Raw genomic sequence first — 14,232 nt, forward strand, 5'->3', positions numbered from 1 at the left:
GCCGGAGATTATCAGGCAAGTCACCCCAGACAGGCAGGTTTACCTCGTATGACGTCCGGTGGCGGTCAGCGCGCGTGACGTTGGTTACGGCCCGCGTCGGCGGGACGTCACGGCGTGCTCCGGCCGGGCGTCACGGCGTGCGGCGGCGCAGGGTGGCCGCGCCCAGCAGCAGGGCCAGCAGCGTGCACCCGGCGATGACCACGATGTCGCGCACCAGCTCGCCGCCGACGTCCGGCTCCCGGCTGACCCGCTGCATGGCGTCCACCGCGTACGTCAGCGGCAGCGCGTTCGAGATCGCCTCCAGCCAGGACGCCATCTGGTCGCGCGGCACGACCAGCCCGCACAGCAGCGTCTGCGGCAGCACGAACGCGGGCATGAACTGCACCGCCTGGAACTCGCTGCGGGCGAACGCGCTGGCGAACAGCCCCAGCGCCATGCCCAGCAGCGCGTCCAGCACCGCCACCAGCACCAGCGCCCACCCGGACCCGGCCAGGTCCAGGCCGAGCCAGGTCAGCGAGATCGCCAGCACCACGCCGACCTGCGCCAGCGCCAGCACGCCGAACGCCAGCGCGTAGCCGACCAGCAGGTCCAGGCGGCCCATCGGCATGGTCATCAGCCGTTCCAGGGTGCCGCCGGCGCGTTCGCGCAGCGTGCCCACGCTGGTCACGATGAACATGATCACGAACGGGAACAGGCCGAGCAGCATCGGCCCGATCCGGTCGAACAGCGCCGGCCGGTCGAACACGTACCGCAGCAGGATCATCAGCACGGTCGGCACTCCGACCATCAGCCCGATCGTGCTGTGGTCGTGCCGCAGCTGCGCCAGGATCCGCCGGGTGGTGGCCAGGGTGATCACCAGGCTCATGACGTCCGGGCCTCCGTCCGCTCGTTGATCAGGTGCAGGAACGTCTGCTCCAGGTCGTCGGTGCCGGCGGCGGCGCGCAGCTCGGCGGGGGCGCCGTGGGCCAGGATCCGGCCCTCGCGCATCAGCAGCAGCCGGTCGGTGCGGCCCGCCTCGTCCATGACGTGGCTGGAGACGATCAGCGTGACGCCGCGGTCGGCCAGCCGCCGGAACAGCGCCCACAGCTCCTGGCGCAGCACCGGGTCGAGGCCGACGGTCGGCTCGTCCAGCACCACCAGCTCGGGCGTGCCGAGCAGCGCGGCGGCCAGGTTGACGCGGCCGAGCTGCCCGCCCGACAGGGTGGCGACGAGCTGGTCGCGCTGGCGTTCGAGCCCCACCTCGGCGACCACGCGGTCCACGTCCCGCCGCGGGGCGCCCAGTACGGAGGCGAAGTAGCGCAGGTTCTCGGCGACGCTGAGGTCGGCGTAGACGGCGGGCTTCTGGGTGGCGTAGCCGACGCGGCGCCGCAGCGAGGGACGGCCCGCGGGCTCGCCGAGCACGGTCACGGTGCCGCTCGTGACGATCTGCACCCCCACGATGGCCCGGATCAGCGTCGTCTTGCCGCATCCGCTGGGGCCCAGCAGGCCGACGATCGAGCCGCGCGGCACCTCGAACGTCACCTCGTGCAGCACTTCCCGGCCGCCTCGCCGCACCCGCAGGCCGGCGACGCGCACCGCCGGACCCAAAGAATTCATCATGTGTTGAAATTAAGCCCGCACGCGGCCCGGGTCAAGGAGCCGTCGAGAGGTCAGGAGGGTTCGTCGAAGTAGCGCTGGATGGTGGGGGCCAGCAGCTCCACCAGCTCCTCGCGGCCGGCCGAGGCGATCGGCTCGACGCGCAGCACGTACCGCAGGAACATCACGCCGATCATCTGGCCGGCCGCCGCGTTGAGCCGCAGCCTGGGGATGCCGCCCAGTTCCGCCACCCGGCCGAACAGGGCCGAGGTCACGAACTCGCGCACCGCCACCGCGGCCCGCTCGTTGGTCATGGCCGAGCGCAGCATCGCCAGGATCGGGGCCCGCCGCGCGTCGTCCTCCCAGACCGTCAGGAACGTGCGGACCATCGCCTCGCCGAGCCGTTCGCGGGGCGTCGCCATGACGCGCGGCAGGAACTCACCGGGGTCCACCGGGAACCGCATGGCCGCGGTGAAGACCCCCTCCTTGTTGCCGAAGTAGTGGTGCACCAGCGCCGGATCGACCCCCGCCGCCCGGGCGATCGACCGCAGCGACGTGGCGTCGTACCCCTTCTCGGCGAACAGCGCGCGGGCCGCGTCGAGGATCTCGTTGCGGGTCTCGGTCAGCCCCGGACGCCGACCCGGACCCCGCCGCGCGCGCCCGCGCGGCCGCTCACCCGCGTCGCCCGGGTCGCGTTCGGGGCGCGCGACCTCGGTCATCGCGCTCCCCGCGGGGAGATCTCACCGCCCGGAGTGACCTCCCAGGTGCGCGTCCGCTCCTCCAGGGCGGCCGCCGCCAGGTGCAGGCGGGCGAACGCCAGGGCCTCGGCCAGGTCCTCCATGCGCTCGGCGCGGCTGTTGGCGCGGCGCGTGTTGACCTCCAGCACGATGTGGCCGCGGTAGCCGTCGTCGGCGAGCCGCTCCAGGAACGGCCCGCACGGCTGGTTGCCCCGCCCCGGCACCAGGTGCTCGTCCTTGTTGGTGACGCCGACGCCGTCGGCCAGGTGGACGTGGCGCAGCCGCTCGCCGAGCCGCCCGGCCATGTCCAGCGCGTCCGAGCCGGACACCGCGGTGTGCGACAGGTCCAGCGTGACGTACGGATAGTCCTGGTCGATGGGGTTCCAGTCGGGGGCGTACATGCCCGCCTCGGCGCCCCGGGCCTTGAGCGGGAACATGTTCTCCACCGCGAACAGGACGTCCGTCTCGTCCTGCATGCGGGCCAGCCCCTGGACGAACTCGCGCGCGTACTCGCGCTGCCAGCGGAACGGCGGGTGGACGACGACCACGTCGGCGCCCAGGGCCTCGGCCACCTCCTTGGAACGCACCAGCTTGCCCCACGGCTCGCGCCCCCACACCCGCTGCGTGAGCAGCAGGCACGGGGCGTGGATGGAGCGGATGGGGACCTGGTGGTAGTCCGACAGGCGGCGCAGCACGTTGAGGTCCTGCGAGGACGCGTCCGTGGACACCATGATCTCCACGCCGTCGTACCCCAGCAGCGCCGCGATCTCGAAGGCGCTCGGCACCTTCTCCGGGTAGACCGACGCGGTGGACAGCGTGATCGGCGCGTCCGGCACGCGAATCGCGGGCGGAACGGCGCCGTTGTGCTGCGGGGTCAAGGCTCCCTCGCCATAATTTCGCTCGGCAGTATGTCGCTCGGGTGTCCGTCGTGCGCTCCGCCGCACGGACCGGAGCAGCGGGCCCGTCCTGGGTCCGCGGTCCCGCGCCCTCGGGTCGTCCTCCCGGGGCCGGACCGGCTTCGGCGGCCCCTGGCCCCGGTCCGGGGCTCCGCTCCGCCGACGGCGCTCACGCAACGCAAAGCCTATGCGCCCGAACGCCCGAAGTTACCCTCCGACCCAGGTGATCTTATTTGGCGCGGCGCGGGATGACTACGCTCTGTCCTCGTGGCCGAGATCGCTGCGGGCGCCGTGCCCAGCCCCAACATCTGGAACTCCCCCCAGGTCTACGAGATCGAGAACCGTGCCGTGGACCCCGACGGCACGCTGGAGTCGGCGATGTGGGCGATCCGCCCCTGGGCCGGTGCGACGGTGCTCGACCTGGGCTGCGGCACCGGCTTCCACCTGCCGCGGTTCGCCCGCGAGGCGGCGCGGGTGATCGGCGTGGAGCCGCACTCGGCGCTGGCCGCCGCGGCCCGGCGGCGGGTGCGCGACGAGCCGAACGTCACGGTCCGCGTCGGCGTCGCCCAGTCCATCCCGCTTCCGGACGCCTCGGTGGACGTCGCGCACGTGCGGTGGGCGTACTTCTTCGGCCCCGGCTGCGAACCGGGGCTGGCCGAGCTGTCCCGGGTGGTACGGCGCGGCGGCGCGATCTTCATCATCGACAACGACGCCACCCGCTCGACGTTCGGCCGCTGGTTCCGCCGCGGGCTGCCCTCCTACGACCCGGCCGCGGTCGAGCGGTTCTGGTCCCGGCAGGGCTTCGCCCGTGAGCCGCTGATGATCCGCTGGTCGTTCGCCGACCGGGACGACCTGGCCGCCGTGCTGCGCATCGAGTTCCCCGCCGAGCTGGCCGCGGAGTTCCTGCGCGAGCACGAGGGCTGCGAGGTGGACTACGCCGTCAACCTCTGGTGGCGCCGCACCTGACGCCCGCCGCCTGACGCGCGCCGCCGTGCCTGCGCGGCGCCGCACCGGAGGGCGTCGAGGAGGTGGCGCCGAGGTCACCGCCCGGTTACTGACTGGTTGGTCACACCCGTCCGGCGGGTCTGGCCGCCAATGGACGCGCTGTACAACAATTCAACCGCCATCGCATCCCGACGGGAGGGGACCCGACATGGGCCGTACCGCACGGACGAGCCGAGCCATCCTCACCGCCACCGCGCTGGGCGCGGGCGCCGCCGGCGTCGGGCTGGCCGCCCAGCGCCGCGCCGTACGCCGCCTGCGCCTGCGTCCCGACCCCTACGCCGCGGAGCCGTTCGGCTCCCTGCGCGGCCGCCCCGTGCCGGTGCGCGCCGACGACGGCACCCGTCTGTACGCCGAGATCGACGGCGAGGACCGCACCGACCTGGCGGTGGTGTTCTGCCACGGCTGGACGCTCACCCAGGACTCCTGGCACTTCCAGCGCAAGGCCCTGCGCGGCCGCGCCCGCCTGGTGTTCTGGGACCAGCGCGGTCACGGCCGCTCCGACGGCGGCGACCGCGACGGCTACGGGCTGCCCCGCCTGGCGCACGACCTGGCCGCCGTGATCGACCAGACCGTCCCCGCCGAGACCCCCGTCGTGCTGGTCGGCCACTCCATGGGCGGCATGACGATCATGCGCTACGCCGACGAGTACTCCGACCGGATCGGCCGCAAGGTGGTGGGCGTCGGCCTGGTGTGCACGTCGTCCGGCGCGCTCGGCGAGGCCCCGCTGGGCCTGCCCGCCGTCCTGGCGCGCACCACGCAGCGGGTGATCCCCCGCGCCCTGCGCGCGGCCGGCGCGGGCTCGGCCCTCATCGAGAAGGTGCGCCACCTGGGCCGCGACGGCTCCCTGCTGGTCGAGGACCTCATCGCGTTCGGGCCGGACGCCAGCCCGGCCGCGCTGGAGTTCAGCGAGCAGATGCTCGCCGAGACCCGCATGGACGCGCTGTTCGACTTCCTGCACTCGATGATCAGCACCGAGGTCATCAGCGAGTGCGCCACCCTGGCCCCCGCCGAGACGCTGGTCATCGGCGCGGAGAACGACCGCCTCACCCCGGTCGAGCACAGCATCAAGATCGCCGACTGCATTCCGTCGGCGCGCCTGGAGGTCGTCCCGACGACCGGTCACATGGCCATGCTCGAACGTCCGGACGTCGTCTCCGGCCACCTGGGCGACCTCATCGAACGCGTCCGCGAGTCCGCCGCCGCCTGATCCGCGCCGTGGCCTGAGCCGGGCGCGCGGCCCGGCTCAGGCCAGGTTCCTCCTGTCCAGCCTGCTCCTGGCCAGGACGCCCACCACGCGGTCGGCGACCTCCCGCATGCCTGCGGCGTTGGGATGCACGGGCGCGGCCACGCTCGACGGCAGGATGCCCTCGACCCACCTGCGCCCGGCCGGGGCGCACATGTCGTGGCCCTCGCCGCCCTGGTAGGCGTCGACGAAGTCGGCGCCGTGGGCGCGCGCCCGCTCGGCCAGCACCCGGTTCAGGTCGCGTTGCAGGTCGTTCAGGAACGCCAGGTCGCCGCGGGCCACCGGGACCAGCGGCCAGCAGCCCGGCGCGTCGGGCAGCAGCCGCAGGTAGCCGACGACCATCACGCGGGCGCGCGGCGCTCGGGCGCGGATCTCCCGAAGCACGTCGCCGACCAGCGGACGGATCTTGTCGGGCCGCTCGTTGTAGGTGTCGGCGTACCGGCCGGCGCACGGCGCGCCCAGCGGGTTGGTGGTGCTGGCGAGGCCGCAGGCGACCGAGATCGATTTGAACCCCAGGTCGTTGCCGCCGATCCCCACGGTGACCAGGGCGGTGTCGCGCGTCAGCGCGTTCAGCTGCGGTGGGTTGGTGCCGAGCGGGGTGCGCTGCGACGCGGACAGGTCGCGGACGCGGGCGCCGGTGCAGCTGACGTCGGTGAGCCGCAGCCGCAGCCGCGCGGCGACCAGCGCCGGGTAGTTGCGGTTGGAGCGCAGGCATCCGGCCGGTGTGCCGTACTGGCGCGGGATGAGCGGCCCGGCGGTGAAGGAGTCGCCGAGCGCCACGTACCGCTCGCCCGCCGCCGTCCGGGCGGCGTGCCCGGCCGCCGCGGGCGTGCCCGCCAGCAGCGTCGCCGTGAACGTGCCGACCCCCAGAACCCGTTTCCCCCGCATGATCACCGGTCCTCTCGATCGAGCCGCGGACGATCACGCGGCCTTCGTCCAGGAGCACACGACCGGACCGACCCTACGCGATCAACACACGCAAAGTCATCAGTCGATTACCGAGGGCAATGCGATCCTTTACCGCCGGGCAAGGTCGGCGGGGGCACCGGACGCGCGGAGTGTCGGCCGCGGCCCGTACTGTTCGGGCCATGGCGAAGGCGAAGACGGCGAAGGCCACCTACCGCTGCTCGGAGTGCGGCTGGCAGACCTCCAAGTGGGTGGGCCGTTGCGGCGAGTGCCAGACCTGGGGTTCGGTCGGCGAGGCGGGCACGGCCGCGCCGCCCCGGGTGGTGACCGCCGGGCCCGTCAGCGCGCCCGCCCGGCCCATCGGCCAGGTGGACGTGCGGACGGCGCAGACCCGTCCCACCGGCCTGGACGAACTCGACCGCGTGCTCGGCGGCGGCATGGTGCCCGGAGCCGTGCTGCTGCTCGCCGGCGAGCCGGGCATCGGCAAGTCCACGCTGCTGCTGGAGGTCGCCGCGCTCGCCTCCACCCGCGCCGACGCCCGCGAGTCGGCCGACGGCGCCGTCCCCCGGCAGGACGGCCCCCCGGCCGTCCCCCGGCAAGGCGGCCCTGCCGACGTCCGCTCCCCCGAGGGCGGCCGCACGCCCGTGCTGTACGTGACGGGCGAGGAGTCGGCCGAGCAGGTGCGGCTGCGCGCCGACCGGGTCGGCGCCATCACCGACGACCTGTACCTGGCCGCCGAGACCGAACTGTCGGCGGTGCTCGGCCACATCGAGGCCGTCGAGCCCACGCTGCTGGTCGTCGACTCCATCCAGACCATCGGCAGCGCCGAGGTGGACGGCGCGCCGGGCGGCGTCACCCAGATCCGCGAGGTCACCGCCAACCTGATCCGCGTGGCCAAGGAACGCGGCATGACCGTGGTGCTCGTCGGCCACGTCACCAAGGAGGGCGCGATCGCCGGGCCGCGGCTGCTGGAGCACCTGGTCGACGTCGTCCTGTACTTCGAGGGCGACCGGCACAGCCGGCTCCGCATGATCCGCGCGGTGAAGAACCGCTACGGCCCCACCGACGAACTCGGCTGCTTCGACCTGTCCGAGGTCGGCATCGTCGGGGTGGCCGACCCCAGCGGGCTGTTCCTGACCCGCCGCGACGAGCCCGTCCCGGGCACCTGCGTGACGGTGACGCTGGAGGGCCGCCGCCCGTTGGTCGCCGAGGTGCAGGCGCTGGTCGCCAAGTCCTACCTGCCGTCCCCGCGCCGCGCGTCCTCCGGCCTGGACTCCTCGCGGGTCGCCATGGTCCTGGCGGTGCTGGCCCAGCGCTGCAAGATCTCCATGCACGAGCAGGACGTGTACGTCTCCACGGTCGGCGGCGTCCGGCTCACCGAGACCTCCGTCGACCTGGCGCTGGCCCTGGCGGTCGCCGGGTCCACCGTCGAGCAGGCGCTGTCGGCGCAGCTCATCGCGCTCGGCGAGGTCGGCCTCGCCGGCGAGGTGCGGGTCGTGCCGGGCGTCCAGCGCCGCCTGGCCGAGGCCGCCCGGCTGGGGTTCAAGTACGCGGTGGTGCCCCGCGGCTCCCTCGAACTGGGCGACGGCACGCCCCTCAAGCGCGCCGATCCGCAGCTGACCAGCTACGAGGGCATGAAGGTCATGGAGGTCGACAGCCTCACCCAGGCGCTGCAGGTCGCCTTCACCGCCCCCTGACCGCCCCCGGCGATCAGTTCAGGGGGGCATGACCGGGACGTCAGGACCCGCGTAATATCACCAGGGCCGCCGAACCGGCGGCGACGGCCTGTGGAGACCACGGAGGACCGCGACGCGGCGGCCCGGGGTCGGCGAAGCAGGACCCGCCCGCGGCCGCCAGTACGGCGTGACGGGCGGCATCCCCCTCGGCCCGGAGGGGGACAACCAACCACGGGAGAAACCCGTCCGCGGGCTCCTCGATAAACTGACGCCGACCAGAGACCTCCGGGGGCCAGGTGCCAACACACGACAAGGGTCATGACGAACGACGCCGCGCCACGCTCGCCGCGGTAGCCCCGGGCACCGCGATACGAGACGGACTGGAGCGCATCCTGCGGGGGCACACCGGAGCCCTGATCGTCCTCGGCTACGACAGGCTCGTCGAGGACCTGTGCACCGGCGGGTTCGAGCTGGACGTGCAGTTCTCCGCCACCCGCCTGCGCGAGCTGGCCAAGATGGACGGGGCCATCGTCCTGGACGACACGCACACGCGGATCGTGCGCGCCGCGGTGCACCTGGTCCCCGACTCGACGATCCCCACCGAGGAGTCCGGCACCCGGCACCGCACCGCCGAGCGGGTCGCCCGGCAGACCGGCCACCCGGTGATCTCGGTGAGCCAGTCGATGCACATCATCGCGCTGTACCTCGACGGCACCCGCTACGTGCTGGAGGACTCGGCCGCGATCCTGTCCAAGGCCAACCAGGCGCTCGCCACGCTCGAACGCTACAAGCTGCGGCTGGACGAGGTGTCCGGCACGCTGTCGGCGCTGGAGATCGAGGACCTGGTCACGGTGCGGGACGTCAGCGCGGTCGTCCAGCGCCTGGAGATGGTCCGCCGCATCGCCGACGAGATCGAGGGCTACGTGGTCGAGCTCGGCACCGACGGCCGGCTGCTGTCGCTGCAGCTGGACGAGCTGGTGTCCGGGGTGGACGTCGACCGCGAGCTGATCGTGCGCGACTACCCGTCCGAGGACGCCCGCGCCCGCGGCGTGGCCGCGGTGCTGGCCGCGCTGGACGGGCTGTCGGCCAACGAGCTGCTCGACCTGTCCACGGTCGCCGAGGTGATGGGCTTCGCCGGCCCGGACGCCCTCGACCTGCCCGTCAGCCCCAAGGGCTACCGTCTGCTGGCCAAGGTGCCGCGGCTGCCCGGCCTGGTGGTCGAGCGGCTGGTCGAGCACTTCGGCGGCCTGCAGAAGCTGCTGGCGGCCGGCATCGACGACCTGCAGGCGGTCGGCGGCGTGGGCGAGTCCCGGGCCCGCAGCGTCCGCGAGGGCCTGTCCCGCCTCGCCGAGTCCTCGATCCTGGAACGCTACGTCTGACGTCCCGGCCGTCCCCGAGACGGCCGGCCGCTCCCGCGTTCCGTCCGCTCAGCGCAGATGGAACACCCGCCTGGCGGGCTTGAGACCGTCCACCCGCACCGTGGCGACGTAGGTGCCGGGCCGCGCGGGCAGCCCCCTGGCCCGGCAGTCGCCGGACGAACGCCTGCGGTCCCAGGTCACCGTCTCGACGTGCGGGATGCCGCGGCGCAGCGTCCGCTCGGCGGAGCCGCCGCGGGCGCAGCGGGCCGACGACCAGACCCGGTCGGGTCCGGACGTCACCCGCACGTCGAGGACGCCGTCGAACGTGCACGCGCCCGGCCCGGTGTTGACGACGGTCGCGGTGAACCGCGGCCGCTGCGCACCGGCGTAGGTGTCGCGGGCCGTGGTCAGCCCCACCACCAGATCCTCCCCGGCGCAGGCGTCCCCCTCCGGCCGGGCGGGTGCGGGCCGGACGCTCCGCGTCGCGGTCACCGTGACGGTCGGCGCCGCGCTCGGAATGGTGGGCGCGTCGGTGGGGCCGTCGGCCGCGTCGCCCGTCGTGCCGTCGTCCCCTCCGCAGCCGTAGGCCAGCACCACCAGGACGCCGAGCACGACGGCGAGGACGGTGGCCCGCCGCCGCCAGTACCGGTCGACCACACCGTCGTCACGTCCGGTGTCAGCGCCCATGCGGACAGTATGCAGAGTCGGCGCAGGCCGGACCGGCGACCCGCCGTGCGACAATGGCGAGTCGTCATGGAGACCACGTACACCGAGCCGATCCTCGACTGGTATGCCGACAACGCCCGGGACCTGCCGTGGCGCGCCCCGGACGCCACCCCGTGGGGCGTCCTGGTCAGCGAGATCATGCTGCAGCAGACCCCCGTGGCCCGCGTCCTGCCCGTCTGGCGGGAGTGGATGGCGCGCTGGCCGCGGCCGGCGGCGCTGGCGGCCGAGCCGTCCGGCGAGGCGGTGCGCGCCTGGGGCCGCCTCGGCTACCCGCGCCGGGCGCTGCGCCTGCACGAGAGCGCCCGGGCGATCGTGGAACGGCACGGCGGGCGGGTCCCCGAGTCGCACGCGGATCTGCTGGCGCTGCCCGGCATCGGCGCCTACACCGCCGCCGCCGTGGCCAGCTTCGCGTTCCGGCAGCGGCACGCCGTGCTCGACACCAACGTCCGGCGGGTGCTGGCGCGCCTGGTCTCCGGCGAGGAGTACCCGCCGCGCTCGCAGACCGCCGCCGAGGTCCGGCTGGCCGAGTCGCTGCTGCCCGCCGACGCCCCGACCGCGGCCCGCTGGTCCGTGGCCGTCATGGAGCTGGGCGCCCTCGTCTGCACGGCCCGCACGCCCCGCTGCGTGGACTGCCCGGTGCTGTCGTCCTGCGCCTGGCACGCCGTCGGCCGTCCCGCCTACGACGGCCCGCCCCGGCGCGGCCAGACCTACGCGGGCACCGACCGCCAGTGCCGGGGCCGCCTCCTGGCCGTCCTGCGCGACGCCGACGGCCCCGTGGAGAAGTCGGCGCTGGACGTCGTGTGGTCCGACCCCGTCCAACGCGAACGCGCCCTGGACGCCCTCGTGGCCGACGGCCTGGTGGACCCCCTGGACGACGGCCGCTACGCCCTTCCCGCCTAGCCCTGGCCCGCCGAGGCGGGTGCACGCGCAAGAGCCCGCGCCGTTCCGGGGCGTTCTCTAACGGTTGTCGCAACACATCGCCGTAGAGATCATCCCGGCCTAGAAACGGTCCGCGTGCTCCTTCGCCCACTCGGTGAACGTACGTGCTGGACGACCGATCACCCGTTCCACCGTGTCGTCCACGGTCGTGGCGGCATCACCGGGCTCGGCATACCAGCCGATGACAAACTCGGCGTCCGCCCGGGACACACCGGTGGCCATCAGCCTGTCGATCGCCTGTTCGTGCGTTATCGGCTCGAAGGCGATGTCGCGGCCGATCACCCGGGACAGGATCGCGATGCGGTCGGTCGGTGTCAGCGGTTCGGGCCCGGTGAGGTTGTAGGACCGCCCTGCGTGGCCGTCATCGAGCAGTGCGACGGCTGCCACGGCCCCGATGTCGGCCTCGTGCACCAGCGCGCTGGGGAGGTCGTACGGTTCCCGGACCACTCCCTCGGCCCGGATCGATTCGGCCCAGGTCAACGTGTTGGACATGAACTCCTGTGCTTCCAGCCGTGTCCATTCCACGCCCGAGTCCGCCACCGCCTGCTCGACCGGGCCCACCCAACCGCCCCACAGCACGGTGATGCGTTGGACGCCCGCGGCGACCGCCCGCTGGACCAGCTCGGGCCCCACCTCGGCCAGTCCCGCCGTCACCGTGATGTGCAGCCGGGTGACACCCTCAAGCGCGGTGTCCAGCGTTTCCGGTGCGTTGTGCGTGCCGGCCACCAGCTCCACCTCGGCCGGAAACCTCCCCGCGTTCGCCGCCGGGTTTCGTGTCAGGGCCCGAACCCGCTCTCCACGGCGAACCAGCTCTGCCACAACGTGCCGGCCAGTGTTCCCGGTGGCACCTGTCACCAAAGTCGTCACAGTCGAGTTCCTTAGGTCGTGTTGTCCGGAGGAGTCACAGACGAACCTAGAACCTCAATCACTCTTGAGGTCAAGAAGCCCGCTCGACTGCCGGTGCGCCTGCCGGGCCGGCTTGGTCACCTGACCCGGTGATCTCGACCTAGATCGGTCTGTCGGTGGCGAGGGTGAAGGCGCCGTGGGAGCCCATTTCCGATCCCTGGTCCCAGGTGAGGGATCGCAGCAGGTGGCGTGGCAGGGGCGTGATGGTCCGGGTGAGAGCCTCGCGCATCAGTTCGGCGCTGCGGCCGTGCGGGAGGCGGATGAGCATCACCCAGCGGGTGGAGTGCCCGAGGAGGGTGCCGATGGCGGACCGCCGATCGATGTGGAGCCGCTCGGTCTCGTTCAGGTAGCGCCCGCGCACGGCTAGGGGCGCCACCGATGCGATCGGTGGCGCCCCCAGGTGGTTGCCGGTCCTCCCAGATCTCCAAGTCCATCGCATCCCTCAACCGGGGTGTTGCGACGATCACTAGAAGAGAACGGGGAACTGCGCGAACCCTTCGTCGGCTCGCGTGACGGGCGTCAGTCCTTGTTGAAGTTGACCGCGCCCTCGATCGGGGGCGGGCTGTCGGGCACGCCGGACGGCTTCGGCACACCCCGGAAGGTGAACTTCGCGTCCTCGCCCTCACCCTCGGTGCCGACGATCACGATCTGGCCGGGCTTCAGCTCGCTGTAGAGGATCTTCTCCGACAGCGCGTCCTCGATCTCCCGCTGGATCGTGCGGCGCAGCGGACGCGCGCCCAGCACGGGGTCGTAGCCGCGCTCGGCGAGCAGCTGCTTGGCCTCGGGCCGCAGCTCGATGCCCATGTCCCGGTCGCGCAGCCGCTCGTCCACCTTGGCGATCATCAGATCCACGATCTGGATGATCTCCTTCGGGGTCAGCTGGTGGAACACCACGGTGTCGTCGACACGGTTGAGGAACTCGGGCCGGAAGTGCTGCTTGAGCTCCTCCTGCACCTTCGCCTTCATCCGGTCGTAGGACCCCTGCTCGTCGCCCTGACGCGCGAACCCCATGGACACGCCCTTGGAGATGTCCCGGGTGCCCAGGTTCGTGGTCATGATGATGACGGTGTTCTTGAAGTCGACCACGCGGCCCTGGGCGTCGGTCAGCCGACCGTCCTCCAGGATCTGCAGCAGGCTGTTGAAGATGTCCGGGTGCGCCTTCTCGATCTCGTCGAACAGCACGACCGAGAACGGCTTGCGCCGCACCTTCTCGGTGAGCTGGCCGCCCTCCTCGTACCCGACGTAGCCGGGCGGGGAACCGAACAGCCGCGAGACGGTGTGCTTCTCCATGAACTCGCTCATGTCCAGCTGGATGAGCGCGTCCTCGTCCCCGAACAGGAACTCCGCCAGCGTCTTGGACAGCTCGGTCTTACCGACACCCGACGGGCCGGCGAAGATGAACGAGCCACCCGGACGCTTGGGGTCCTTCAGCCCGGCGCGGGTACGGCGGATCGACTGCGACAGGGCCTTGATCGCGTCGTGCTGGCCGATGACGCGCTTGTGCAGCTCGTCCTCCATGCGCAGCAGCCGCGAGGACTCCTCCTCGGTCAGCTTGAACACCGGGATGCCCGTGGCCGTGGCCAGGACCTCGGCGATCAGCTCCTCGGTGACCTCGGCGACGACGTCCATGTCGCCGGCCTTCCACTCCTTCTCCCGCGCGGCCTTGGCCGCCAGGAGCTGCTTCTCGGAGTCGCGCAGGGCGGCGGCCTTCTCGAAGTCCTGGGCGTCGATCGCCGATTCCTTCTCCCGGCGCACACCGGCGATCTTCTCGTCGTACTCGCGCAGGTCCGGCGGCGCGGTCATCCGGCGGATCCGCATCCGCGACCCGGCCTCGTCGATCAGGTCGATCGCCTTGTCCGGCAGGAAGCGGTCGGAGATGTAACGGTCGGCCAGCTGCGCGGCGGCCACCAGGGCGCTGTCGGTGATCGACACCCGGTGGTGCGCCTCGTACCGGTCCCGCAGACCCTTGAGGATCTCGATGGTGTGGCTCAGCGACGGCTCCGCCACCTGGATCGGCTGGAAGCGCCGCTCCAGGGCGGCGTCCTTCTCCAGGTGCTTGCGGTACTCGTCCAGGGTGGTGGCACCGATGGTCTGCAGCTCACCGCGCGCCAGCATCGGCTTGAGAATGCTGGCCGCGTCGATCGCGCCCTCGGCGGCGCCCGCGCCGACCAGCGTGTGCAGCTCGTCGATGAACAGGATGATGTCGCCGCGGGTGCGGATCTCCTTGAGCACCTTCTTCAGGCGCTCCTCGAAGTCACCGCGGTA

At 72.6% G+C, this 14,232-nt stretch carries 14 protein-coding genes; 5 read left to right on the forward strand and 9 right to left on the reverse strand.

Annotated features, from left to right (window positions below; genetic code table 11):
* Positions 1–130: 130 nt before the first annotated feature.
* From ABZ801_RS37920 to ABZ801_RS37935, 4 genes are read right to left on the reverse strand one after another with little or no spacing between them, the layout of a single operon-like run.
* Positions 131–865, reverse strand: a complete 735-nt coding sequence (locus ABZ801_RS37920) for an ABC transporter permease (RefSeq protein ID WP_360707799.1) — start codon at positions 863–865, stop codon at positions 131–133.
* Complete coding sequence (locus tag ABZ801_RS37925) at positions 862–1,599, reverse strand: ABC transporter ATP-binding protein (RefSeq protein WP_360707802.1); 738 nt, start codon at positions 1,597–1,599, stop codon at positions 862–864. The genes ABZ801_RS37920 and ABZ801_RS37925 overlap by 4 nt, the downstream gene beginning before the upstream one ends.
* Positions 1,600–1,649: 50 nt before the next feature.
* Positions 1,650–2,294, reverse strand: a complete 645-nt coding sequence (locus ABZ801_RS37930; RefSeq protein WP_360707804.1) for a TetR family transcriptional regulator — start codon at positions 2,292–2,294, stop codon at positions 1,650–1,652.
* The gene (locus ABZ801_RS37935) at positions 2,291–3,190 is read right to left on the reverse strand and encodes a sugar phosphate isomerase/epimerase (protein WP_344950267.1); all 900 of its coding nucleotides are present in this window, start codon (positions 3,188–3,190) and stop codon (positions 2,291–2,293) included. Before ABZ801_RS37935 ends, ABZ801_RS37930 begins: the two co-directional genes overlap by 4 nt.
* 285 nt (positions 3,191–3,475) lie before the next feature.
* Between ABZ801_RS37935 and ABZ801_RS37940 the strand changes: the two genes are divergently transcribed.
* Both ABZ801_RS37940 and ABZ801_RS37945 read left to right on the forward strand, forming a co-directional pair.
* Entirely contained in the window at positions 3,476–4,174 is a 699-nt protein-coding gene (locus tag ABZ801_RS37940) for a methyltransferase domain-containing protein (protein ID WP_344950270.1), read from the forward strand.
* A 187-nt stretch (positions 4,175–4,361) separates the two neighbouring features.
* Positions 4,362–5,420: an alpha/beta hydrolase gene (locus tag ABZ801_RS37945; RefSeq protein WP_360707808.1), complete on the forward strand. Its 1,059-nt coding sequence runs from the start codon at positions 4,362–4,364 to the stop codon at positions 5,418–5,420.
* Positions 5,421–5,456: 36 nt separating this feature from the next.
* Here the strand turns inward: ABZ801_RS37945 and ABZ801_RS37950 are convergent, their stop codons facing one another.
* Entirely contained in the window at positions 5,457–6,344 is an 888-nt protein-coding gene (locus tag ABZ801_RS37950) for an SGNH/GDSL hydrolase family protein (RefSeq protein ID WP_360707810.1), read from the reverse strand.
* 200 nt (positions 6,345–6,544) lie between these two features.
* Here ABZ801_RS37950 and radA point away from each other — a divergent pair, with 200 nt between their 5' ends.
* A complete protein-coding gene (gene radA, locus ABZ801_RS37955; RefSeq protein ID WP_360707812.1) occupies positions 6,545–8,059 on the forward strand; it encodes a DNA repair protein RadA in 1,515 nt (504 codons plus the stop codon).
* 275 nt (positions 8,060–8,334) lie between these two features.
* Positions 8,335–9,417, forward strand: a complete 1,083-nt coding sequence (gene disA, locus ABZ801_RS37960) for a DNA integrity scanning diadenylate cyclase DisA (RefSeq protein WP_344950282.1) — start codon at positions 8,335–8,337, stop codon at positions 9,415–9,417.
* Between the two features lie 48 nt (positions 9,418–9,465).
* On the opposite strand, the gene ABZ801_RS37965 is transcribed toward disA, so the two are convergent.
* Entirely contained in the window at positions 9,466–10,083 is a 618-nt protein-coding gene (locus ABZ801_RS37965; RefSeq protein WP_360707814.1) for a hypothetical protein, read from the reverse strand.
* 66 nt (positions 10,084–10,149) lie between these two features.
* Here ABZ801_RS37965 and ABZ801_RS37970 point away from each other — a divergent pair, with 66 nt between their 5' ends.
* The gene (locus ABZ801_RS37970; protein ID WP_360707817.1) at positions 10,150–11,022 is read left to right on the forward strand and encodes an A/G-specific adenine glycosylase; all 873 of its coding nucleotides are present in this window, start codon (positions 10,150–10,152) and stop codon (positions 11,020–11,022) included.
* A 99-nt stretch (positions 11,023–11,121) separates the two neighbouring features.
* Here the strand turns inward: ABZ801_RS37970 and ABZ801_RS37975 are convergent, their stop codons facing one another.
* The 3 genes from ABZ801_RS37975 to ABZ801_RS37985 all read right to left on the reverse strand — a co-directional run.
* Positions 11,122–11,928, reverse strand: a complete 807-nt coding sequence (locus ABZ801_RS37975; protein ID WP_360707820.1) for an NmrA family NAD(P)-binding protein — start codon at positions 11,926–11,928, stop codon at positions 11,122–11,124.
* Positions 11,929–12,067: 139 nt separating this feature from the next.
* Complete coding sequence (locus tag ABZ801_RS37980) at positions 12,068–12,343, reverse strand: hypothetical protein (protein ID WP_360707823.1); 276 nt, start codon at positions 12,341–12,343, stop codon at positions 12,068–12,070.
* A gap of 143 nt (positions 12,344–12,486) precedes the next feature.
* Positions 12,487–14,232: ATP-dependent Clp protease ATP-binding subunit (locus ABZ801_RS37985; RefSeq protein WP_360707826.1), on the reverse strand; the 1,746-nt coding region annotated here is incomplete at its 5' end.

The sequence above is a fragment of the Actinomadura sp. NPDC047616 genome (assembly GCF_040642915.1).
Lineage (GTDB): Bacteria > Actinomycetota > Actinomycetes > Streptosporangiales > Streptosporangiaceae > Spirillospora > Spirillospora miaoliensis.

Excerpts from the sequence above, each read along its gene's own strand:
- ABZ801_RS37920 (WP_360707799.1), bottom strand. The coding sequence starts at position 865 with ATGAGCCTGGTGATCACCCTGGCCACCACCCGGCGGATCCTGGCGCAG.
- ABZ801_RS37965 (WP_360707814.1), bottom strand. The coding sequence starts at position 10,083 with ATGGGCGCTGACACCGGACGTGACGACGGTGTGGTCGACCGGTACTGG.
- radA (WP_360707812.1), top strand. The coding sequence starts at position 6,545 with ATGGCGAAGGCGAAGACGGCGAAGGCCACCTACCGCTGCTCGGAGTGC.
- ABZ801_RS37950 (WP_360707810.1), bottom strand. The coding sequence starts at position 6,344 with ATGCGGGGGAAACGGGTTCTGGGGGTCGGCACGTTCACGGCGACGCTG.
- ABZ801_RS37945 (WP_360707808.1), top strand. The coding sequence starts at position 4,362 with ATGGGCCGTACCGCACGGACGAGCCGAGCCATCCTCACCGCCACCGCG.
- ABZ801_RS37930 (WP_360707804.1), bottom strand. The coding sequence starts at position 2,294 with ATGACCGAGGTCGCGCGCCCCGAACGCGACCCGGGCGACGCGGGTGAG.
- ABZ801_RS37970 (WP_360707817.1), top strand. The coding sequence starts at position 10,150 with ATGGAGACCACGTACACCGAGCCGATCCTCGACTGGTATGCCGACAAC.
- ABZ801_RS37925 (WP_360707802.1), bottom strand. The coding sequence starts at position 1,599 with ATGATGAATTCTTTGGGTCCGGCGGTGCGCGTCGCCGGCCTGCGGGTG.